Annotated in this window: 16 protein-coding genes; 10 read left to right on the top strand and 6 right to left on the bottom strand. The window is 71.1% G+C overall.

Translation table 11 applies throughout. From position 1 onward, the window contains the following. Positions 1-475: 475 nt before the first annotated feature. From ABT254_RS26795 to ABT254_RS26785, 3 genes are all read right to left on the bottom strand, one after another. A complete protein-coding gene (locus ABT254_RS26795; protein ID WP_351475004.1) occupies positions 476-2725 on the bottom strand; it encodes a heavy metal translocating P-type ATPase in 2250 nt (749 codons plus the stop codon). 20 nt (positions 2726-2745) lie between these two features. After that, positions 2746-2985 carry a heavy-metal-associated domain-containing protein gene (locus tag ABT254_RS26790; RefSeq protein ID WP_351475001.1) on the bottom strand — a complete coding sequence of 80 codons (240 nt, stop codon included), beginning with the start codon at positions 2983-2985 and terminating at the stop codon, positions 2746-2748. 106 nt (positions 2986-3091) lie between these two features. Further along, positions 3092-3763 (bottom strand): TetR/AcrR family transcriptional regulator, encoded by a 672-nt coding sequence (locus ABT254_RS26785; protein ID WP_351474998.1) that lies wholly within the window; start codon positions 3761-3763, stop codon positions 3092-3094. A 131-nt stretch (positions 3764-3894) separates the two neighbouring features. Here ABT254_RS26785 and ABT254_RS26780 point away from each other — a divergent pair, with 131 nt between their 5' ends. Continuing rightward, positions 3895-6177 (top strand): MMPL family transporter, encoded by a 2283-nt coding sequence (locus ABT254_RS26780; protein WP_351474996.1) that lies wholly within the window; start codon positions 3895-3897, stop codon positions 6175-6177. Next, positions 6128-7201: a zinc-dependent alcohol dehydrogenase family protein gene (locus ABT254_RS26775; protein WP_351474993.1), complete on the top strand. Its 1074-nt coding sequence runs from the start codon at positions 6128-6130 to the stop codon at positions 7199-7201. The genes ABT254_RS26780 and ABT254_RS26775 overlap by 50 nt, the downstream gene beginning before the upstream one ends. A 91-nt stretch (positions 7202-7292) precedes the next feature. On the opposite strand, the gene ABT254_RS26770 is transcribed toward ABT254_RS26775, so the two are convergent. The 3 genes from ABT254_RS26770 to ABT254_RS26760 all read right to left on the bottom strand — a co-directional run bounded on the left by ABT254_RS26770 (position 7293) and on the right by ABT254_RS26760 (position 9937). Further along, on the bottom strand, positions 7293-7517 hold the full coding sequence (locus ABT254_RS26770) for a helix-turn-helix transcriptional regulator (RefSeq protein WP_351474990.1): 225 nt from the start codon (positions 7515-7517) through the stop codon (positions 7293-7295). Between the two features lie 360 nt (positions 7518-7877). Next, on the bottom strand, positions 7878-8726 hold the full coding sequence (locus ABT254_RS26765) for a helix-turn-helix domain-containing protein (RefSeq protein WP_351475254.1): 849 nt from the start codon (positions 8724-8726) through the stop codon (positions 7878-7880). Between the two features lie 290 nt (positions 8727-9016). Continuing rightward, a complete protein-coding gene (locus ABT254_RS26760) occupies positions 9017-9937 on the bottom strand; it encodes a sugar phosphate isomerase/epimerase family protein (protein WP_351474987.1) in 921 nt (306 codons plus the stop codon). A gap of 125 nt (positions 9938-10062) precedes the next feature. Here ABT254_RS26760 and iolC point away from each other — a divergent pair, with 125 nt between their 5' ends. The 8 genes from iolC to ABT254_RS26720 all read left to right on the top strand — a co-directional run bounded on the left by iolC (position 10063) and on the right by ABT254_RS26720 (position 21708). Further along, the gene (gene iolC, locus ABT254_RS26755; RefSeq protein ID WP_351474984.1) at positions 10063-11013 is read left to right on the top strand and encodes a 5-dehydro-2-deoxygluconokinase; all 951 of its coding nucleotides are present in this window, start codon (positions 10063-10065) and stop codon (positions 11011-11013) included. A gap of 56 nt (positions 11014-11069) precedes the next feature. Further along, entirely contained in the window at positions 11070-11990 is a 921-nt protein-coding gene (locus tag ABT254_RS26750) for a Cgl0159 family (beta/alpha)8-fold protein (RefSeq protein ID WP_351475251.1), read from the top strand. Between the two features lie 7 nt (positions 11991-11997). Next, positions 11998-12825 carry a 5-deoxy-glucuronate isomerase gene (gene iolB / locus ABT254_RS26745; protein ID WP_351474981.1) on the top strand — a complete coding sequence of 276 codons (828 nt, stop codon included), beginning with the start codon at positions 11998-12000 and terminating at the stop codon, positions 12823-12825. Continuing rightward, positions 12822-14708 (top strand): 3D-(3,5/4)-trihydroxycyclohexane-1,2-dione acylhydrolase (decyclizing), encoded by a 1887-nt coding sequence (gene iolD / locus ABT254_RS26740; RefSeq protein ID WP_351474978.1) that lies wholly within the window; start codon positions 12822-12824, stop codon positions 14706-14708. Before iolB ends, iolD begins: the two co-directional genes overlap by 4 nt. 14 nt (positions 14709-14722) lie before the next feature. Next, positions 14723-16225, top strand: coding sequence for a CoA-acylating methylmalonate-semialdehyde dehydrogenase (gene mmsA / locus ABT254_RS26735; protein WP_351474975.1), 1503 nt, complete (start codon positions 14723-14725; stop codon positions 16223-16225). Between the two features lie 242 nt (positions 16226-16467). Continuing rightward, positions 16468-17868: an APC family permease gene (locus ABT254_RS26730; protein ID WP_351474972.1), complete on the top strand. Its 1401-nt coding sequence runs from the start codon at positions 16468-16470 to the stop codon at positions 17866-17868. A 181-nt stretch (positions 17869-18049) separates the two neighbouring features. Then, positions 18050-20839, top strand: a complete 2790-nt coding sequence (locus ABT254_RS26725; RefSeq protein WP_351474969.1) for a CocE/NonD family hydrolase — start codon at positions 18050-18052, stop codon at positions 20837-20839. Next, positions 20836-21708 (top strand): ABC transporter permease, encoded by an 873-nt coding sequence (locus tag ABT254_RS26720; protein ID WP_351474967.1) that lies wholly within the window; start codon positions 20836-20838, stop codon positions 21706-21708. The genes ABT254_RS26725 and ABT254_RS26720 overlap by 4 nt, the downstream gene beginning before the upstream one ends. Positions 21709-21809: the final 101 nt, after the last annotated feature.

Genomic DNA, 21809 nt, shown 5'->3' with positions numbered 1-21809 from the left:
GGATTCCCCCCACGGGATCCGGCCGGGCGCCTGTGAAGACAGCGCCTGAATCGCTGTCGAGTGCGGCGAGCGTTGAGCAGAATGAGCAAAACTCGCCGTACTCATGGTTGTGCGGTCTGCCGGGACAACGCACGCTCGGGAGGGCCGCTCAAAGCACCCCGGTGTACGTGGCCCCGGCAACGCACCTCTGAGGAAGTCCCCCAAGACATCCCCAGATGCCAGGAAACGCCCCCCAAGACGCTGCCTGACATCGCCAACTTAGACCTTCGAACCCCTTCGATGGTTACGTTCACATCACTGTGATCTGCGTCTCTTGCATTTGTCCGTTAGATACGCAAGAGCCCCGATGCGGCGATCGATGCCCAAGCGTAAGGATGATGCGCGAGCCTTGTGAAGAGCTTATGTGAGGCTGGCCCCGGACTCCAGAGGTGCTCTCACCTCGACTTCGGCTAACCGCCGGTAACCTCGGCGCGGTTCAACGGAACGTCCGCAGCCGGAGGCTGTTCGTCACCACGAACACCGACGAGAAGGCCATCGCGGCCCCGGCGATCATCGGATTCAGCAGGCCGGCGGCGGCCAGCGGCAGCGCGGCCACGTTGTACCCGAAGGCCCACACCAGGTTGCCCTTGATCGTGGCCAGTGTCCTGCGGGACAGCCGGATCGCGTCCGCGGCCACCCGCAGATCCCCGCGCACCAGTGTCAGATCGCCCGCCTCGATCGCCGCGTCCGTCCCGGTCCCCATCGCCAGACCCAGATCGGCGGTGGCCAGTGCGGCCGCGTCGTTGACCCCGTCGCCGACCATGGCGACCGTCCGCCCCTCGGCCTGGAGCCGCCGTACGGCCGCCACCTTGTCCTCGGGCATGACCTCCGCGATCACCTGCTCGATCCCGACCTCGCGCGCCACCGCCCGGGCGACCGTCCGGTTGTCCCCGGTCAGCAGCACGGGCGTGAGCCCCAGTGTGCGCAGTTCGCGCACCGCCTGGGCGCTGGTCTCCTTGACCGCGTCGGCGACGGCGACGACACCGCGTGCCACCCCGTCCCAGCCGACCACGACGGCGGTACGTCCGTCGCTCTCGGCCTCGGCCCTGGCGCGGACCAGCTCCTCGGGGAGCCCTTCGAAGAGCCGCCCCACGGCCACCTCACGGCCCTCCACGCGGCCGCGTACGCCCCGCCCGGGCACGTTCTCGAACTCCTCGACCCCCGGGAGCCGCCCGACCCGCTCCTCGGCGCCCAGGGCGATCGCCCGGGCGACGGGATGCTCGGAGGCGTGCTCGACGGCGCCCGCGAGCCGCAGCACCTCCTTCTCGTCTGTGCCGGCGACGGCGTACACCTCGCGCAGGGTCATCCGGCCAGTGGTGACCGTTCCGGTCTTGTCGAGTACGACGGTGTCGACGCGGCGCGTGGATTCCAGGACCTCCGGGCCCTTGATGAGGATGCCGAGCTGGGCGCCACGGCCCGTGCCGACCATCAGCGCGGTCGGCGTGGCCAGGCCCAGCGCGCACGGGCAGGCGATGATCAGGACCGCGACGGCCGCGGTGAACGCGGCCACGGTGTCGCCCGTGACGCCGAGCCACACCCCGAAGGTGCCGACGGCGATCAGCATCACGACCGGCACGAAGACCGCGGAGATCCGGTCGGCGAGCCGCTGCACCTCGGCCTTGCCGTTCTGCGCGTCCTCCACCAGCTTCGCCATCCGCGCGAGCTGGGTGTCGGCGCCGACCCGCGTGGCTTCGACGACCAGCCGCCCGCCGGCGTTGACCGTGGCCCCGGTGACGGCATCGCCCACGGCCACGTCCACCGGCACCGACTCACCGGTCAGCATCGAGGCGTCCACGGCGGACGCGCCCTCGACGACGGTGCCGTCGGTCGCGATCTTCTCCCCGGGCCGTACGACGAAACGATCCCCCACCGCCAGCCGGGACACGGGAATGCGCATTTCACGGCCGTCCCGCAGGACGGACACGTCCTTGGCGCCCAGCTCCATCAGCGCCCTGAGCGCCGCGCCCGCGCGGCGCTTGGAGCGGGCCTCCAGATAGCGCCCGAGCAGGATGAAGGCGACGACGCCCGAGGCGACCTCGAGGTAGATCGTGGAGGCCCCGTCCATGCGCGAGACGGTGAACCGGAACTCGTCGTGCATGCCCGGCATGCCCGCGTCGCCGAAGAACAGCGCCCACAGCGACCAGCCGAACGCGGCCAGGGTGCCGACCGAGACCAGCGTGTCCATGGTGGCCGCGCCGTGCCGGGCGTTCGTCCAGGCCGCCCTGTGGAAGGGCAGTCCGCCCCAGACGACCACGGGCGCGGCGAGCGTGAGCGCCAGCCACTGCCAGTTGTCGAACTGCAGGGCCGGGATCATCGACAGCAGGACGACGGGGAGCGCGAGCAGGGCGGAGACGGTGAAGCGCTGCCGGTAGGAGGCCGGTTCCGGGGCCTCGGCGGCCTCCTTTTCGGCGGGCTCCGGCTGCGGCGGGGGCGGCTGCTCGGCCGTGTATCCCGTCTTCACCACGGTGGCGATCAGATCGGCGACCTGGATGCCCGCGGGGTAGGTGACCTTCGCCTTCTCCGTCGCGAAGTTCACCGTGGCGCTGACGCCGTCCATGCGGTTGAGCTTCTTCTCGACGCGGGCCGCGCAGGAGGCGCAGGTCATCCCGCCGATGAGCAGCTCCACCTCGGAGGCGTCCGCTGCCGTGCGTATCGGTGCCGGTGTCTGAGTGGTGGCGCTGCTCATCTCGGGCTCCCGGGTCTCGGTCAGACCTGGCCGACGAGCTCGAAGCCCGCCTCGTCCACCGCGGCGCGCACGGCGGTCTCGTCGAGCGGGGCCGCGGAGACGACGGTGACCTCACCGGACGCGGCGACGGCCGTCACCGAGCTGACGCCGGGAAGCTCGCGGATCTCACTGGAGACGGAACCCTCGCAGTGTCCGCAGCTCATGCCGCTCACCTTGTAGACAGCGGTGACGGTTCCCGGGGTGTCGGTCTGGGCGGTCATGTCGTTCTCCTCATCGAGGCGTGTGGGGCTGCGGGGGCCCACGGGAGGCCCTCCACTTCTCACACTATACCCCTAGGGGGTACCCATCCAAGGAGGGGTGCCACCGTCAGACCGTGCGCGTCGCGGCGGTGCCCGTGCCTTCAGGGGTGCCCAGCCGGCCGCCGACCAAGGGCTCCAGATAGCGGATCAGTACGTTCTTGATCTCCCGGGTGTATGCGTCGCGCTCGGCGCCCTCGTGGGCGAGCACCAGCTCCAGGCCCGCCTTGTACATGCCGAGGCAGACATGCGCGGTGCGGGTGACCTCGGCCGGGGGTGCCTCCGGCAGCAGTGAGGACAGCAGGGCCTCGATCCGGGAGACCAGGGTCGCGTGCAGGGCGTCGTGCTCCTCGGCGATCCGGCCCGGGATGTCGGGCCCGTGCATCAGCGCGAAGAACACCGGGTGGTCGCAGTTGAAGGCGATGAACCGGTCCACGGCGGCACCGACCGCCTCCTCCAGCGGGGTCGTCGGGTCGACCGGCGCGAGCGCCTCGCCGTACGTCTCCCGCATCTCGTGCATCAGCCGGTCGCCCAGCTCGATCGCGATCGCTTCCTTGTTCGGGAAGAACTGGTACAGCGTGCCCGGCGAGACGCCGGCCTCGCGGGCGATGGCGTTGGTGCTGGCCGCCGTGTAGCCGGTGGTGCAGAAGACCGAGGCGGCGGCCTCCAGGAGCTGGGCGATGCGGCGCTCGCCGCGCGCCTGGCGGCGGCGCGGCTGTTCCTTCTGTGAGTTCTCGGGCACGCGTTATCCCCAGCTCTCCGAACGCGATTGACAAACACGAGCGGTCGCTCGCATTCTGGGTCCAGACGAAACGCGAGCGCTGTCTCGTGTTTGCCAGTTTATGGTTTCCACGGTGAAGGGGACACCGCACGATGACCGAAGTCAACAAGCCACCGCGCCCTGGCGGCTGGACCCGCTTCGTGACCGCCCGCCCGCGGCTCTCACTCCTTGTGGCCCTGGTCATCACCGCGCTCGCCGTGCTGGCCGGCAGCGGAGTCGCCGACCGCCTCGGCAGCGGCGGCTGGGAGGACCCGGACGCCCAGTCCACCTATGCGACCAAGGCGCTTGAGCGCGAGTTCCCGGACTCCCAGCCCAATCTGCTGCTGCTCGTCGACGCGGGCCGCTCCTCGGTGGACGATCCGGCCGTCGCCGCCCAGGCCCGGCGCCTCACCGAGCGCCTGGCCGCTGAGAAGGGCGTCATAGGCGTCGGCTCCTACTGGCAGTCCAAGTCGCCGGCCCTCCGCGCGAAGGACGGCCATGAGGCGTTGATCGCCGCGCACATCACCGGCGACGAGAAGGCGATGGGCGACACCCTGGACCGCATCGCGCCCCACTACCGCGGCACACACGGCCCGGTGCAGGTGAAGGTCGGCGGCCAAGTCGCCGTGCGGCACGAGATGCAGACGATCATCAAGGAGGACCTGACCCGCGCCGAGATGATCGCCCTGCCGGTGACGCTCGTGCTGCTGGTGATGGTCTTCGGCTCGGCGATCGCCGCCCTGCTGCCGCTGGGCATCGGCATCGTCGCGATCCTCGGTACGAACGCGGTGCTGCGCGGCCTGACGGAGTTCACCGACGTCTCCGTCTTCGCGATGAACCTCACCACGGCCCTCGGCCTGGGCCTGGCCATCGACTACGCGCTGTTCATCGTCCGCCGCTTCCGTGAGGAACTGTCCACGGGAGCCGATCCGTTGACGGCGGTGGGCACCACCCTGCGCACGGCCGGCCGCACAGTCCTCTTCTCCTCCCTCACGGTCGCGGTCTCCCTCGCGGCGATGCTGCTGTTCCCGCAGTACTTCCTGCGGTCCTTCGCCTACGCCGGCATAGCGGTGGTCCTGCTGGCCGCCGCGGCCGCGCTGATCCTGCTCCCGGCAGCCCTGGTGCTGCTCGGACACCGGGTCAACTCCCTGGATCTGCGCCGCCTGTTCCGGCGCGGACGGGCACCGAAGGCCTCCGGCGAGGAGGGCACGGCATGGGCGCGGATGGCCACCCTCGTGATGCGCCGGGCCCCGCTCTTCGCCGTGGCGACCACCGCTGTCCTGATCGTCCTCGGACTGCCCTTCCTGGGCGTGAAGTTCGGCACCGCGGACGACCGCCAGCTCCCCTCGACCGCAGAGTCCCACGTGGTTCAGCAGCACATACGCGACGGCTTCCCGGGCAGCCCCGGCGGCGGCCTGGAGGTACTCGCCGAGGGCAGCTCGACCCCCGCCCAGTACACCGCGTACAAGGACCGGATAGCTGATCTGCCCGGCGTGCTGAGGGTCGACGGCCCGCTGGTGAAGGGCCAGTCGGCGTACTTCACCGTGCTGCCGAAGGGGGAGGCCGTGGACGACGCGGCCCAACGCCTGGTGGGTGAACTGCGCGCCACCCACGCCCCCTTCGCCACCAAGGTGACCGGCACGGCGGCCGTCCTGGTCGACTCCAAGCACGCGATAGCCGAGCGCCTGCCCTGGGCGGCCGCCTTCATCGCGATCGTGACCCTGCTCCTGGTCTTCCTGCTGACCGGCAGCGTGCTGATACCCATCCAGGCGGTGGTGCTCAACGCGCTCAGTCTGACCGCCATGTTCGGCGCGGTGGTCTGGGTCTTCCAGGACGGCCACCTGTCCGGCCTGCTCGGCTTCACCAGCCCCGGCTCCATAGAGACCACCCTGCCGGTCCTGATGTTCTGCGTGGCCTTCGGCCTCTCCATGGACTACGGCGTCTTCCTGCTGTCCCGCATCAAGGAGGAGTACGACAGGACGGGCGACCACAACGAGGCGGTCCGCCACGGCCTGCAGCGCACGGGCGGCCTGATCACGGCGGCGGCGGTGATCCTGGCGGTCGTGATGGTCGCCATCGGCACCTCCCGGGTCACCAACACCAAGATGCTGGGCCTGGGCATCGCCCTGGCGGTGCTGATGGACGCGATGATCGTACGGAGCCTGCTGGTACCGGCGGTCATGCGGCTGACGGGGCGGGCAACCTGGTGGGCGCCGGGGCCGCTGCGGAGGTTCCATGAGCGGTTCGGCCTGAGCGAGGGCGAGGACGAGCGCCCCCATGGGGACGCGGCGAGCGGCGCGAGCAGCCACGATGTACCCGCAGACACGAACGGCGAGGGGAGCCCCCATGCGGGCAGTGGTAGTCGAGAAGTACGGGAGCCGGCCCGACGTAAGTGAGGTCCCCGACCCCCGCCCCGCCGACCACGGCGTGGTCGTCCGGGTCGAGGCAACCGGCCTCTGCCGAAGCGACTGGCACGGCTGGCAGGGCCACGACCCGGACATCACCCTGCCGCACGTACCGGGCCATGAACTCGCGGGTGTCATCGAGGCAGTGGGCGCCCGAGTGACCGCCTGGCACCCCGGCGACCGCGTCACCGTCCCCTTCGTCTGCGCCTGCGGCAGCTGCACGGCCTGCGCCGCCGGCGACCAGCAGGTCTGCGAGCGCCAGACCCAGCCCGGCTTCACACACTGGGGCTCCTTCGCGCAGTACGTGGCGCTGGACCACGCGGACGTGAACCTGGTGGCCGTCCCGGAGGGCCTGTCGTTCGCCACCGCGGCAGCGCTGGGCTGCCGGTTCGCCACGGCGTTCCGCGCGGTGGTGCAGCAGGGCCGGGTGGCGGCGGGGGAGTGGGTCGCGGTGCACGGCTGCGGGGGTGTGGGCCTGTCCGCGGTGATGATCGCGGCGGCATCGGGGGCGCGGGTGATCGCGGTGGACGTATCGCCTCAGGCCCTGGACCTGGCGCGGAAGTTCGGCGCGACGGAGTGCGTGGACGCGACACGGACACCGGACACGGCCGCGGCGATCCGCGAGCTGACCGGCGGCGGCGCGCAGCTGTCCCTCGACGCTCTCGGCTCGCCCGCCACCTGCGCCGCCTCGGTGAACGGCCTGCGCCGCCGCGGACGCCACATCCAGGTGGGCCTGCTCCCGTCACCCACCGGCACGACCCCCGTCCCGATGGCCCGAGCGATCGCCCTGGAGCTCGAACTCCTCGGCAGCCACGGCATGGCGGCGCACACCTACCCCCCGATGCTGGAGCTGGTCAGAGCGGGAGTGCTCCGCCCCGACCTGCTGGTCACGTCCACCATCACCCTGGACGCGACCCCCGACGCGCTGGCAGCGATGGGGACGGCTCCGGGGGCGGGGGTGACGGTCATCGAGCCGTGGCTCGTAGACGCGCAGGGCGCGTTGCGCCGCTCATGAGACGACTGCGCCCCACTGGTCAGGTGGGGCACAGGTCCTTTTTCAAGAGGTCAGAGAGCCAGAAGACCGCGAGGCCAGGGTGGTCAGGCGGTCAGGAAGCCGGGTGGTCACGGGCTTCGTCGTCTCTGCGGCCGCGGTTTCCGGGCCGGGAGGCGACCCAGGCCCGGACCGTGTCCGCGTACCAGAAGGGCTTGCCGCCCTCGACATGGTCGGGCGGCGGCAGCAGCCCGTGCTTGCGGTAGGACCGCACGGTGTCCGGCTGCACCCTGATGTGCGCCGCGATCTCCTTGTACGACCAGAGCCTTCGGTCGGTCATGGGTAGCACCTCCCCGCGCGCACCGCGGGGGCGGCCGGGGACGGCCGTCGGGGGAACCGGGCGCTGCGCTGGCGATCACAGATCTGTGCCTGGTCAACGACGGAGCGTGAGGGGAGGGCAGGGTCTGTGGGACGGGTGTGACGCAAGCCTCGCGCACATGCGACACCCGTGACAGGGAAGTGGTGTTTGTGACACGAGCGCTGCAAACGCGCGGGCGGGATCGGAAGCGTGGTGGGTTGACATCGCCGAGGTGGGCCGGACCCGCTGCGCCGGGCCCGGCCCACCAGGCCCCCCGCTTCCCCGTGGAGGTGCCGTCGGAGACCTCCCCCCGGGATCTCCCGCCGGACGATCAGGGTGCATTCAGCGCACCCTGCCGGTCTTGGAAAAAAGCGAACTTCGCGTGGACGTGAGCAACAGACTCGTCGCCTCGCCGGTCATCCGGTCCGCCGCGGGCGCACCCGGCTGGGACACCGACGGAATCACCCGGGCCATGGTGAATTCCCGCGGGGTGCACCCCGTCATGGCCTTGAACTCACCGCTCAGATGCGCCTGGTCGTAGAAGCCGCAGATCGCCGCCGTCTCCGCCTGTCCGCGCCCCTGAGCCAGCAACCGCCGCGCCCGCTGCAGCCGCAGGACCCGTGCCGCGACCTTCGGCCCGAGCCCGATCTGCTCCCGGAACCGGCTCTCCAACTGCCGTACGCTCCAGCCGACCTCGTCGGCGAGCGACCGCACCGGCACCGCACCCCACGTCCGTACCAGCTCCGACCAGGCCCGCACGACCCGTGCCGAACTCGGCGTCCCGGCCTGCGACCAGCGCACCAGCACCTCGTCGAGCAGCCCGAACCGCTGCTCCCACGTCGGCAACGCGGCCAGCGCGGCGGAGAGTTCGCCGATGGTGCCCCGACGGTCGCCCGCTCGCCGTGTGCCCAGGACGTGCGGGAGGTCGTCGGGGGCGAGGGTGCGGTCGACGAGTTCGTACAGCGGGGTCCCGAAGAGGGTGAACGCCGTCCACGGCATCATCAGCACCTCGATGCCCGACAGCCGCCCGCCGTGCTCACCGAGGGCGGGCGTGGTCGTCGGCCCGGCGAACACGGACACCAGCTCCACCGGCGCCCGCCCCGCCCGCGTCACCGTGACGGCCTGCTCGAACCCGAGCATCAACGTCGCCGCCCCGATCGGCGCCTCCAGCCGGCGTCGCGGCCGGTCCAGGGCAAGCCTGATGCCGCGGTAACTGATGACAGCGGGCCGCAGTCGTGGGTTCGGCCGCGCGAGCACCGTTTCCCAGGAACCCCAAGGCCCTCGCCCAGACCGGCTGCGCACTCCGTCCGTCATCCGCCCTCCCGTGCCGAGCCGAGGGCCCCATGCTACGAGCGGCAAGCACAACTGCCGCGGGGGCGCGGGACAGTGTCAATGTGCGGCTCCGCCGCGACGGGGGAGCGACCGGCCACGTACAAGTGGCACTCGCACTACTGCAGATCCCGGCACATCCGAAGGCGTTCCTAGGCCCCGCAGGACCGGAGGAACGCCCGCGTCCTCTGCGCAATCGGCAGCGGAGCGCTGGGCTCACACGGATACATGTCCTGCTCGACGATGGCGAAGAGATCCACGTCCAGCTTCTGCGCAGCCTCCAGCACCGGCCCCAGCGCCGGAACCCCCGCCGGCGGCTCACACATCACACCTCGCGCCACCGCAGGCCCGAACGGCACCTGGTTGGCCCGGACGTCGGCAAGGATCTCCGGGTCCACCTGCTTGAGGTGCAGATACCCGATCCGCTCCCCATACGTCTCGATCAGCTTGACGCTGTCCCCGCCGCAGTACGCGTAGTGCCCCGTGTCCAGGCACAGCGACACCAGAGCGGAGTCCGTCCCGTCCAGGAAACGGACGACGTTCTCCTCGCTGTCGATATGCGTGTCGGCATGCGGGTGGACGACGATCTGCAGCCCGTACCGCTCCCGCACCTCGTGCCCGAGCCGCTCGGTCAGCGAGGTCAGATTCCGCCACTGTTCGGCCGTGAGCGTGTCCGGCTCCAGCACCTCACCGGTCTTGTCGTCCCGCCAGAAGGACGGGATGACCACCAGGTGGGAGGCGCCCATGGCCTGCGCGAGCACCGCGTTGTCCGCGACGTGCGCCCAGGTCTTCTCCCAGACCGCCTCGCCGTGGTGCAGGCCCGTGAACACGGTTCCCGCCGACACCTTCAGGCCGCGCCTCGAGGTCTCCTCGGTGAGCACGGCCGGGTCGGTCGGCAGGTACCCGTACGGGCCCAGCTCGATCCACTCGTAGCCGGACTGCGCGACCTCGTCGAGGAAGCGCTGCCAGGGGACCTGCTGCGGGTCGTCGGGGAACCACACACCCCAGGAGTCGGGAGCCGACCCGATCCGGATGCGGGACAGTGAGGAAGAGGAGGGCGACAACGACGTCATGCCGGTCAGCTTCCGTGCACGTAGTAAGCGCTGTCAAGGTCTCGTCCGAATGTCTGGACAAAACATTGACAGGGCTCCGTATGCGGGGCTAGAAACGCGGGGAGAGCCGTGACGAAGGGAAGCCGATGGCGTACGACCTGATCACCATGGGGCGGATCGGGGTGGACCTGTATCCGCTCCAGACAGGTGTCCCGCTGCCGCAGGTGACGAGCTTCGGCAAGTTCCTCGGTGGCTCGGCGACCAACGTCGCGGTCGCCGCGGCCCGCCTCGGACGCCGTACGGCGGTGATCACACGCACCGGCGACGACCCCTTCGGCGCCTATCTGCACGAGGCCCTGCGGGGCTTCGGCGTCGACGACCGCTGGGTCACCCCGGTCCCCGGTCTGCCCACCCCGGTCACCTTCTGCGAGATCTTCCCGCCGGACGACTTCCCGCTGTACTTCTACCGGCAGCCCAAGGCCCCCGACCTGGAGATAGACGCCCACGAGCTCGATCTCGACGCCATCCGCGACGCCCGGATCTTCTGGGTCACCGGCACCGGTCTGAGCGAGGAGCCCAGCCGTACGGCGACGCTGGCGGCCCTCGCCCACCGCGCGAAGGCCGGTACGACGGTCTTCGACCTCGACTGGCGCCCCATGTTCTGGAAGGACCCCGCAGCCGCCCGCCCCTTCTACAAGGAGGCCCTGCGCCACACCACCGTCGCCGTGGGCAACCTCGACGAGGTGGAGGTCGCCACCGGAGTGCGTGAACCGCAGGCCGCCGCCCAGGCGTTGCTGGACGCGGGTGTCGAACTCGCCGTCGTCAAACAGGGCCCCAAGGGCGTCCTCGCCGTCAACAGCAAGGGCGAGTCCGCCGAGGTCCCGCCGCTCCCGGTGAACGTCCTCAACGGGCTCGGTGCCGGCGACGCCTTCGGCGGCTCCCTCTGCCACGGTCTGCTGGAGGGCCGGGACCTGGAGACGATCATGCGGCACGCCAACGCGGCCGGCGCGATCGTCGCCTCCCGACTGGAGTGCTCCTCCGCCATGCCGACGCCGGACGAGATCGAAGCCGCCCTCAAGGCCGGAGCCGTGCTGTGAGTACCCGCAAGCGCCGCAAGGGCGCGGACGAGACGTACGACACCGGCTGCCTGGGCATGACCGTGGTGCCGAGGAGCGAGTCCGCTCCCGCACCCCCGACCGTGGACGTCGGCGAACTCGTCCGCATCCGTGCCCACCGCCCCGAGGCGATAGCCGAGGCCGCCGCCCGCCGCACCCGCAGGCCGCTCCTCGGCGACTCCGGCCGGCTGATGATCGTCGCCGCCGACCACCCGGCCCGCGGCGCCCTCGGTGTCGGCGACCGCAGGCTCGCCATGGCCAACCGCGCCGACCTGCTGGAACGCCTCTGCCTCGCGCTCTCCCGGCCCGGCGTCGACGGCGTCCTCGCCACCGCCGACATCCTCGACGACCTGCTGCTCCTCGGCGCCCTCGACGGCAAGGTCGTCATGGGCTCGATGAACCGCGGCGGCCTCCAGGGCGCCAGCTTCGAGCTCGACGACCGCTTCACCGGCCACCGCGCCGAGGACATCGAGCGCCTCGGCTTCGACGCCGGCAAGCTGCTCCTGCGCATCGACTACGACGACCCGGGCTCCCTGAACACGCTGGAGTCCACGGCCCGCGCCATCGACGACATGGCCGCGCGCAGGCTTCCCGTCTTCGTCGAGCCGTTCATCAGCAGGCGTACGGACGAGGGCCGGCTGAAGAACGACCTGTCCGCCGAGGCCGTCACCAGGTCCATCGCCATCGCCTCGGGCCTGGGCGGCACGTCGGCCTACACCTGGCTGAAGCTGCCGGTCACCGAGAACCCGGACGACATGGCCCAGGTCATGGAGACCTCCACGCTGCCTGCCGTCCTGCTCGGCGGCGAGGTCGGCGACGACCAGGACGGCGCGTACGAGAAGTGGCGGGGCGCCCTGCAACTTCCCACCGTGCGCGGCCTGGTGGTCGGCCGTTCGCTGCTGTACCCGGCGGACGGCGATGTGGCCGCCGCCGTGGACACCGCCGTAGGACTGCTGTGAGGGCCGCATGACCGGCAAGGAGCTGTACGTCGCGCGGGGCACCACCGAGGATGCCGACCACGCGCTCCACATCGACCCCGAGCGGGCCGGCTGGACGTACTGCAGCCTGCGGATCGTCGAGCTGGAGCCGGGTGGTACCCACACCTTCACCACCGGCACCAGTGAGTGGATCGTGCTTCCGCTGCGGGGCGGATGTACCGTGCGCACAGCCGACGGCACTACGGACGAAGAGTTCCAACTCCTGGGCAGGGAAAGCGTGTTCGCGTCGGTCACCGACTTCGCGTACGCACCCCGTGACGCCCGGGTCCAGATCGCCTCCGGCGCGGGAGGCCGCTTCGCCCTGGCAGGAGCGAAGTGCGAGCGACAACTCCCCGCCCGCTACGGCCCCGCGCCGGAGGTCCCCGTCGAAGAGCGCGGCAGCGGCAACCGGCTGCGGCACGTCCGCAACTTCGCCTCCGCCGACGCCTTCGACTGCGACAAGCTCATCGCCGTCGAGGTGATCACCCCCGGCGGCAACTGGTCCTCGTACCCGCCGCACAAGCACGACGAGCACCGGCCGGGTGTGGAGGCGGAGCTGGAGGAGATCTACTACTTCGAGATCGACGGCCCGAACGGTTTCGGCTATCAGCGCGTATCCCCCTCCCGTGAGGGCGGATCGGACGTCCTCGCGGAGGTCCGCTCCGGTGACGCCGTCCTCGTCCCCGACGGCTGGCACGGCCCGTCCATCGCCCAGCCCGACCACGACATGTACTACCTCAATGTCATGGCGGGCCCGGGGGAGACCCGGGAGTGGCGGATCTGCTTCCATCCGGAACATACGGAGGGTTACCGATGACGTCCTCAACGACGAGGCTCACGGTCGCGCAGGCACTCGTCCGCTTCCTGTCGGCCCAGTACACCGAGCGCGACGGCGTCCGGCAGCGGCTGATCGGCGCCACCTGGGGCATCTTCGGCCACGGCAACGTGGCGGGGATCGGTCAGGCACTCGTCGAGTACGCCGACGACATGCCGTTCCACCAGGGCCGCAACGAGCAGGCCATGGTGCACGCGGCGGTCGGTTACGCGAGGCAGTCGGGCCGCCTGTCCACCCACGCGGTGACGACCTCCATCGGTCCGGGCGCCACCAACCTCGTCACGGGCGCCGCCCTCGCGACCGTCAACCACCTCCCGGTCCTGCTCCTGCCCGGCGACGTCTTCGCCACCCGCCCCGCCGACCCGGTGCTCCAGCAGCTCGAAGTCCCGTACGCCGGTGATGTGTCGGTCAACGACAGCCTGCGCCCGGTGTCGAGGTACTTCGACCGCGTCACCCGGCCGGAAGCCCTGATCCCCTCGGCCCTGAACGCCATGCGTGTGCTCACCGACCCCGTCGAGACCGGCGCCGTGACCCTGGCCCTCCCGCAGGACGTCCAGGCCGAGGCCTTCGACTGGCCGGAGGAGTTCTTCGCCGAGCGCACCTGGGTCGTACGGCGTCCGGGTGCCGACCCGGCCGAACTCGCCGAGGCCGTACGGGCGATCAGGTCCGCGCGCAGGCCGCTCGTCATCGCGGGCGGCGGTGTCCACCACAGCCGCGCCGAGGAGGCCCTCGCCGAGTTCGCCGAGGCCACCGGCATCCCGGTCGCCTCCACCCAGGCCGGCAAGGGCTCCCTGCGCCACGACCACCCGCAGGACGTCGGCGGCATCGGCCACACCGGCACGGCGACCGCGAACGAACTCGCCCGCACCGCCGACCTGGTGATCGGCGTGGGGACCAGGTACACCGACTTCACCACGGCCTCCGGCACCCTCTTCACCGGCGAGGGCGTGCGCTTCCTCAACCTCAACATCGCGCCCTTCGACGGCCACAAGCTGGCCGGTCTGCCCCTGATCGCGGACGCCCGCAGCGGCCTCCAGGAGCTGACCGCGGCCCTCGACCTGCACGCGTACGAGGTCGCGGCCTCCTACGTCACCGAGTACACCGAGGACAAGGAGCGCTGGGAACAGCGCGTCGACGCCTGCTACGAGGCCGACGAGCCGGACGTACGCCCGACGCAGCCGCAGGTCCTCGGCGCCCTGGACGCGCTGGTGGACGAGTCGGACGTGATCATCAACGCGGCCGGCTCCCTCCCCGGCGACCTGCACAAACTGTGGCGGGCGCGCTCGCGGGACCAGTACCACCTGGAGTACGGCTACTCCTGCATGGGCTACGAGATACCCGCCGCGATCGGCGTGAAGCTGGCCGCCCCGGACCGGCCCGTGTGGGCGCTGGTCGGCGACGGCACGTATCTGATGATGCCGACGGAGATCGTGACCGCCGTACAGGAGGGCATCGCGATCAAGATCCTCCTGATCCAGAACCACGGATACGCGTCCATCGGCGGCCTGTCCGAGTCGGTGGGTGGCGAGCGGTTCGGCACCGCCTACCGCTTCCCGTCGGACGACGGTACGTACACGGGGGCGCCGCTGCCCGTGGATCTCGCCGCCAACGCCGCAAGCCTCGGCATGCGCGTGCTGCGCGCGAAGACCGTGGCGGACCTGCGGACGGCGCTCGCCGAGGCGCGCGCCGCCGACACACCCACATGTGTCTACGTCGAGACCGAAACGGCCGACACTGTGTCGGGCCCGCCGCCGGCGCAGGCCTGGTGGGATGTACCTGTGGCCGAGACCGCTACCCGACCGTCGGCGGTGAAGGCCCGTGAGCTGTACGAACGGCACGTCTCGACCCGACGCCGCCATCTGTGAAGGAGAAACCGGTCATGACGAAGATCGTCAACCACTGGATCGGCGGCAAGACCGTCGAAGGCGCGTCGGGCACGTACGGGCCGGTCACCGACCCTGCGACCGGCGCGGTCACCACGAAGGTCGCCTTCGCCTCGGTCGACGAGGTCGACGCGGCGGTCGCCGCCGCGAAGGACGCCTTCGCCACCTGGGGCACCTCTTCGCTCGCGAAGCGGACCTCGATCCTGTTCAAGTTCCGGGCGCTGCTGGAGGCGAACCGGGACGCGATCGCCGAGCTGATCACCGCCGAGCACGGCAAGGTGCACAGTGACGCGCTGGGCGAGGTCGCGCGCGGCCTGGAGATCGTCGACCTGGCGTGCGGGATCACCGTGCAGCTGAAGGGCGAGCTGTCGACCGAGGTGGCCAGCCGCGTGGACGTCTCGTCCATCCGCCAGCCGCTCGGCGTCGTCGCGGGCATCACGCCGTTCAACTTCCCGGCGATGGTCCCGATGTGGATGTTCCCGATCGCCATCGCGACCGGCAACACCTTCGTCCTCAAGCCCTCCGAGAAGGACCCGTCGGCGTCCATCAAGCTCGCCGAGCTGCTCGCGGAGGCCGGTCTGCCGGACGGCGTCTTCAACGTCGTGCACGGCGACAAGGTGGCCGTGGACCGCCTCCTGGAGCACCCGGACGTCAAGGCGGTGTCGTTCGTCGGCTCCACCCCCATCGCCCGCTACATCCACACCACCGCCGCCGCGAACCACAAGCGCGTGCAGGCCCTGGGTGGCGCCAAGAACCACATGCTGGTCCTGCCGGACGCCGACCTTGACGCGGCCGCCGACGCCGCCGTGTCGGCCGCCTACGGCTCCGCGGGCGAGCGCTGCATGGCCATCTCCGCGGTCGTCGCGGTCGGCTCCATCGGCGACGAGCTGGTGGACAAGATCCGCGAGCGCGCCGAGAAGATCAAGATCGGCCCCGGCAACGACCCCACCTCCGAGATGGGCCCCCTGATCACGAAGGTCCACCGCGACAAGGTGGCCTCCTACGTCACCGGCGCGGCGGCCGAGGGCGCCGAGGTCGTGCTCGACGGCACCGGCTACACCGTCGAGGGCTTCGAGGACGGCCACTGGATCGGCATCTCGCTCCTGGACAAGGTGCCCACGTCCGCGAAGGCCTACCAGGACGAGATCTTCGGCCCGGTCCTGTGCGTCCTGCGCGTGGACACCTACGAGGAAGGCGTGGCCCTCATCAACGCCTCGCCGTTCGGCAACGGCACCGCGATCTTCACCCGGGACGGCGGCGCCGCCCGCCGCTTCCAGCTGGAGATCGAGGCCGGCATGGTCGGCGTGAACGTCCCGATCCCGGTCCCCGTCGGCTACCACAGCTTCGGCGGCTGGAAGGACTCCCTCTTCGGCGACCACCACATCTACGGCAACGACGGCACGCACTTCTACACCCGCGGCAAGGTCGTCACCACCCGCTGGCCGGACCCGGCCGACGCCCCGGCGGGCGTGGACCTGGGCTTCCCGCGCAACCACTGACGCAGGAGTCAGGGGCCGTCCGCCATGCGGACGGCCCCATTTTTTTCGGGCGCCCGCTGCGATTCCCGTAGCGGGACAAGCGCCCACACCGACCGGCCCGTTGTGTCGTAATCAACATCCGTAAGGTCATCTGGCTACGGATTCTGTAGGTGAAGAAGCATTGACGCGACGGTTTCCGTCGAGGTTCCATGCAGCCACCCAGCCGCCGGAGGCATCCGCACGAGTCGATCGGAATCCGCCGTATGACCGACACGCTCCGCCCTGTCGACACCGCCGTCCCGGAGACGGCGGCAGGCAGCCCCAAGGCCCTCAAACGCTCCATCGGGGTGGTCGGCGGCACGCTCCTCACCCTCTCCTGCGTGACCCCGGCCTCCACGCTCTTCGTGGTCGTCCCGGATCTGTTCGGCTCGCTCGGCACCGCCACCGCCCTGACGATCGCCATCGGCTCCCTCCTCTGTATCGCCGTGGCGTTCTGCTACTCGGAGCTGGGCACCCTGATCCCCAGCGCGGGCGGTGAGTACGCGATGGTCTCGACGATGGCCGGGCGGCTCGCGGGCTGGCTCGTCTTCGTTCTCTCCCTCCTGGTCGTCATGATCGTCCCGCCGGTGATCGCGATGGGCACGGCCGACTACCTGGCCCCTGTCGTGCACCTCGACCCGGCGATCGCGGGCGCCGGCGTCATGCTCCTGGCGACGCTCGCCGGTCTGCTCGACCTGCGGGCCAACGCCTGGATCACCGGCATCTTCCTGGTCCTGGAGGTCATCGCGGCGGCCGTGGTGGCGGTCCTGGGCTTCGCACACAGCGAGCGGGGCGCCGGGAGCCTGGTCTCCATGCAGGTGGCGGGCTCCGGCGGCCACACGGACACGGTGACGGCCATGCTCGTGGTCTCAGGCCTCGCGATCGCCCTGTTCGTCACCCAGGGCTTCTCGACCGCGGTCTACCTCTCAGAGGAACTGGAGCACCCGCGCCGCAACGTCGCCCGCACGGTCCTGGCCACCCTCGCCATCTCGACGGTGATCATCCTGGTCCCGGTGGTGGCGATCACCATGGGTGCCTCGGACCTCTCCACGCTGACCGGCGGCGACATCAGCTCCATGGTCACCGCCTGGTCCAACTCCGCGGTCGGCACCTTCGTCAGCCTCTGCGTGGCCCTCGCGATCATCAACGCGGGCATCGTCATGGTCATCCAGAACTCCCGTGTCCTGTTCGCCTCGGCCCGCGACAAGGCCTGGCCGGAGCCCGTCAACAACGTCTTCGCCAAGCTGGGCCGCTTCGGCTCCCCCTGGGTCGCCACCCTCGCCGTCGGAGTCCCCGGCGCCCTGCTCTGCTTCGTGAACCTGGACACCCTGTACGGCGTCACGGGCGTCTCGGTGACGGGCATGTACCTCCTGGTCGCGGTAGCGGCACTCCTCTCCCGCCGCGGCTCCCACAAACACACCCCCGCCTGGCGGATGCCTCTGTGGCCGGCGATGCCGGTGCTGCTGATCGCGGTCCTGGCGTACATCCTCAGCCAGCAGGAGACGAGCTATCTGCTGTGGACGGGCGGCATCACGGCGGCTGCCACTCTGTACTGGGCCTTCTACCTGCGCCCGCGCCGCGAGTCCCGGTGGCTTGTCTCGCTTCCCGAAGACCAGCGTTCCTAGGGGCGCGAGGAACTGCGCGACAAGCCACGACGCAGCCGCAACCGGCGAACCACGGAAGCGACCGAGTTCGTAGCCGTACACCAGTCGCGGTACAGGGAGACCACCCCGTACTCCCACGGGCTACCCCCGGCTCACCCCCCGGTCTGCCCCAACTGTCAGAGACGCCCCGTACCGTTGAGACATGGATCTTCGACTGCCCCGCCTGCGAGGGCTGCTTCGGGGGCCCCGGCGGCTGCTCGCCGCCGGGGCCGCCGTCGTCGTACTCGCAGGCGCGGGGACGTGGACGGCCGTCGCCTCGGACGACAAGGCCCCGGTGCGGCGGACCGACCGCATCATGGCGATGGACGGGGTGCGGATCGACACCTCGTACTTCACCCCCGCCTCCACCGGCGGACGCCACCCCGCCGTCCTGCTCGCCCACGGCTTCGGCGGCAGCAAGCAGGACGTCCGGCAGCAGGCGGAGGACCTGGCGTCAGACGGTTACGCGGTGCTCACCTGGTCGGCCCGCGGCTTCGGGAAGTCCACCGGCAAGATCGGACTGAACGACCCGAAGGGCGAGGTCGCCGACGTCTCCAAGCTGATCGACTGGCTCGCCGAGCAGCCCCAGGTCCAGCTCGACAAGCCCGGCGACCCCCGCGTGGGCGTCGCGGGCGCCTCGTACGGCGGCGCGATCTCCCTGCTGGCAGCGGGGTACGACCACCGGGTGGACGCCACAGCCCCGGCGATCACGTACTGGAACCTGGCGGACGCCCTGTTCCCGAACGGCGTCTTCAAGAAGCTGTGGGCGGGCATCTTCATCAACTCCGGCGGCGGCTGCGGCAGGTTCCAGCCCGAGCTGTGCCGGATGTACGAGCGGGTCGCGGAGTCCGGCAAGCCGGACGCCCGGGCGCGCCGGCTGCTGGCCGCCCGCTCCCCGTCCGCCGTCGCCGACCGCATCAAGGTGCCGACGCTCCTGGTGCAGGGCCAGACGGACTCCCTCTTCCCGCTCGGCCAGGCGGACGCGGCGGCGAAGGCCATCCGTGCCAATGGCGCCCCGGTCGACGTCGACTGGATCGCCGGCGGGCACGACGGCGGCGACATGGAGGCGAGCCGCGTCCAGACACGCGTGCGGGCATGGTTCGACCAGTACCTCAAGGACGAGAAGGGCACGGACACGGGCCCGGCCTTCCGCATCACCCGCACCGGAGGCGTCGACTCCACGGACGGCGCGGCCGTGCTGCGGGGAGCGACCGACGGCACGTACCCGGGCCTGGAGAGCGGACAGCGCTCCGTGCGGCTCCGGGGCTCGCAGCAGAGCTTCGCCAACCCGGCGGGTGCCAGCCCGCCCGCCGTCTCCGCCCTGCCCGGCCTCGGCGGCTCCGGCGGCCTAGCCCAGTTGTCCTCGCTCGGCGTCGGGGTGTCGCTGGACTTCCCCGGCCAGTACGCGCGATTCGAGTCGGCACCGGTGAGCAGCGGCCTGCGGATCACCGGATCGCCCACGGTCACCGTCCACGTCAGGTCGACCAGCGACGACGCGGTGCTGTTCGGGAAGGTGTACGACGTCGGCCCCGGCGGCGGCACCCCCGTGCTGCCCTCGCAACTGGTGGCACCCGTCCGCGTCGAGGGCGCCAAGTCCGGCAAGGACGTCACGATCACGCTCCCGGCCGTCGACCACGAGGTCGAGCAGGGGCACCGGCTGCGCCTGATCCTCGCCTCCACCGACCTCGGCTACGCCTCCCCGGCCGCCCCGGCGACGTACACCGTCTCCCTCAAGGGCGACCTGAAGGTGCCGACGGCACCCGGCGTGACGACCGCGGCCGCCCCGCTGCCGTCCTGGGTGTGGTGGCTCCCGCCGGCCGGCGCCGTGCTCGCCCTGGCCCTGCTGCTGACCGGCCGCCGCCGCACGATCGCGCCGGCCCCGGCTCCCGAACTGGCCGAAGTCCCGCTCCAGATCACGGACCTGAGCAAGCGGTACGCCAAGTCGGCGGACCGTTACGCGGTACGGGACCTGTCCTTCCGTGTGGAGAAGGGCCAGGTGCTCGGCCTCCTCGGTCCCAACGGCGCGGGCAAGACGACGACCCTGCGCATGCTGATGGGCCTGATCAGGCCGGACGGCGGCGAGATCCGCGTCTTCGGCCAGGCGATCCGTCCCGGCGCCCCCGTCCTGTCCCGGGTCGGTGCGTTCGTGGAGGGCGCGGGTTTCCTCCCGCACCTGTCCGGCCGCGAGAACCTGGAGCTGTACTGGCAGGCGACGGGCCGCCCGCCCGAGGACGCCCACCTGGACGAGGCCCTGGAGATCGCGGGCCTCGGCGACGCGCTGGCCCGAGCGGTCCGCACCTACTCCCAGGGCATGCGCCAGCGCCTGGCCATCGCCCAGGCCATGCTCGGCCTCCCGGACCTGCTCATCCTCGACGAGCCGACCAACGGCCTCGACCCGCCCCAGATCCGCGAGATGCGCGAGGTGCTGATCCGCTACGCGGCGGCTGGCCGCACGGTGATCGTCTCCAGCCACCTCCTGGCAGAGGTCGAACAGTCCTGCACCCACCTGGTCGTCATGGACCGCGGCCGCCTGATCCAGGCGGGCCCGGTGGCCGACATCATCGGCTCCGGCGACACCCTCCTGGTGGGCCTGGCATCCGACATCCCGGACCCGCTGCTGGAGAAGGTCGCGGCCCTGCCGGGCGTCGAGTCGGCTGTGCGGACGGAGGGCGGCCTCGTGGTCCGGCTGTCACCCGACGGTGCGGCAGTGCCGGTAAGGGGCGCGGGGCTGCATACATCAGCGGCTCCGCCGCGGGGCGCGACCAGCCACGACGGCGCCGCAGACGAACGACGGCACATCGCGGCACTCACCGAACCGCCCACAGCCGCCCGCACGGGCACCGCCGCAAGCCTCCTGGTAGAGCTGGTGCGCCTGGAAGTCCCGGTGGCTTCACTCGGCCCCCACCGCCGCCTCGAGGACGCCTTCCTCACCCTGATCGGAGGTTCCGCATGAGCACGCTGGCCGAGCACACCGAGCCCCTCCACGCCGCCTCCGGTTACCGGGCCGGCCGCACGCTGCCCCTACGGGTCGAGCTGGTCCGGCAGCTGAAGCGGCGCCGGACGCTGATCATGGCGGGGATCCTCGCCGCGCTGCCGTTCGTGCTGCTGATCGCGTTCGCGATCGGCGGCGACCCGAGCGGCCGCAACGGTCAGGTGACACTGATGGACACGGCCACCGCGTCGGGGGCCAACTTCGCCGCCGTCAACCTCTTCGTCTCCGCGGGCTTCCTGCTCGTCATCCCGGTCGCCCTGTTCTGCGGGGACACCGTGGCGTCCGAGGCGAGCTGGTCCTCCCTGCGCTATCTGCTGGCCGCACCCGTCCCGCGGGCCCGCCTCCTGTGGTCCAAGCTGGTCGTCGGGCTCGGCCTCAGCCTGGCCGCGATGATCCTGCTCCCGGTGGTGGCCCTGGCCGTGGGGACGGCCGCCTACGGCTGGGGCCCGCTCCAGATCCCCACCGGCGGCGCTCTGGACTCGGGGACGGCGGCCCAGCGCCTGCTGGTGGTCGTGGGGTTCATCTTCGTGTCCCAACTGGTGACCGCGGGGCTGGCGTTCTGGCTCTCGACGAAGACCGACGCGCCCCTCGGCGCGGTCGGCGGCGCCGTCGGACTCACCATCGTCGGCAATGTCCTGGACGCCGTGACGGCCCTCGGCCACTGGCGTGACTTCCTGCCCGCGCACTGGCAGTTCGCCTGGGCGGACGCCGTCCAGCCGCATCCCGAGTGGTCCGGCATGATCCAGGGCACGGCGATTTCCGTAACGTACGCGCTCGTGCTGTTCGCCCTGGCCTTCCGGGGTTTCGCCCGCAAGGACGTGGTGTCCTAGGTCAACGGAGGATCACCCACCGGTCTCGGCCGGCCATGATCGTGGCCGTCTTGAGATTCATCCGCAACACCCCGTGCCGCACATTCCGACCCCCCACGCCG

It is taken from the genome of Streptomyces sp. NPDC001137, from assembly GCF_040298885.1.
Lineage (GTDB): Bacteria > Actinomycetota > Actinomycetes > Streptomycetales > Streptomycetaceae > Streptomyces.
The sequence above is the reverse complement of the archived record's forward strand: the minus strand, read 5'-3'. Positions and strand labels throughout refer to the sequence as shown.

What these genes read in the sequence shown, in the direction of transcription:
- mmsA (WP_351474975.1), top strand. Translation starts at nt 14,723, where the DNA reads ATGACGAAGATCGTCAACCACTGGATCGGCGGCAAGACCGTCGAAGGC.
- ABT254_RS26795 (WP_351475004.1), bottom strand. Translation starts at nt 2,725, where the DNA reads ATGAGCAGCGCCACCACTCAGACACCGGCACCGATACGCACGGCAGCG.
- ABT254_RS26780 (WP_351474996.1), top strand. Translation starts at nt 3,895, where the DNA reads ATGACCGAAGTCAACAAGCCACCGCGCCCTGGCGGCTGGACCCGCTTC.
- ABT254_RS26720 (WP_351474967.1), top strand. Translation starts at nt 20,836, where the DNA reads ATGAGCACGCTGGCCGAGCACACCGAGCCCCTCCACGCCGCCTCCGGT.
- ABT254_RS26790 (WP_351475001.1), bottom strand. Translation starts at nt 2,985, where the DNA reads ATGACCGCCCAGACCGACACCCCGGGAACCGTCACCGCTGTCTACAAG.
- ABT254_RS26750 (WP_351475251.1), top strand. Translation starts at nt 11,070, where the DNA reads ATGACCGTGGTGCCGAGGAGCGAGTCCGCTCCCGCACCCCCGACCGTG.
- ABT254_RS26725 (WP_351474969.1), top strand. Translation starts at nt 18,050, where the DNA reads ATGGATCTTCGACTGCCCCGCCTGCGAGGGCTGCTTCGGGGGCCCCGG.
- iolD (WP_351474978.1), top strand. Translation starts at nt 12,822, where the DNA reads ATGACGTCCTCAACGACGAGGCTCACGGTCGCGCAGGCACTCGTCCGC.
- iolC (WP_351474984.1), top strand. Translation starts at nt 10,063, where the DNA reads ATGGCGTACGACCTGATCACCATGGGGCGGATCGGGGTGGACCTGTAT.
- ABT254_RS26760 (WP_351474987.1), bottom strand. Translation starts at nt 9,937, where the DNA reads ATGACGTCGTTGTCGCCCTCCTCTTCCTCACTGTCCCGCATCCGGATC.
- ABT254_RS26775 (WP_351474993.1), top strand. Translation starts at nt 6,128, where the DNA reads ATGCGGGCAGTGGTAGTCGAGAAGTACGGGAGCCGGCCCGACGTAAGT.
- ABT254_RS26770 (WP_351474990.1), bottom strand. Translation starts at nt 7,517, where the DNA reads ATGACCGACCGAAGGCTCTGGTCGTACAAGGAGATCGCGGCGCACATC.
- iolB (WP_351474981.1), top strand. Translation starts at nt 11,998, where the DNA reads ATGACCGGCAAGGAGCTGTACGTCGCGCGGGGCACCACCGAGGATGCC.
- ABT254_RS26730 (WP_351474972.1), top strand. Translation starts at nt 16,468, where the DNA reads ATGACCGACACGCTCCGCCCTGTCGACACCGCCGTCCCGGAGACGGCG.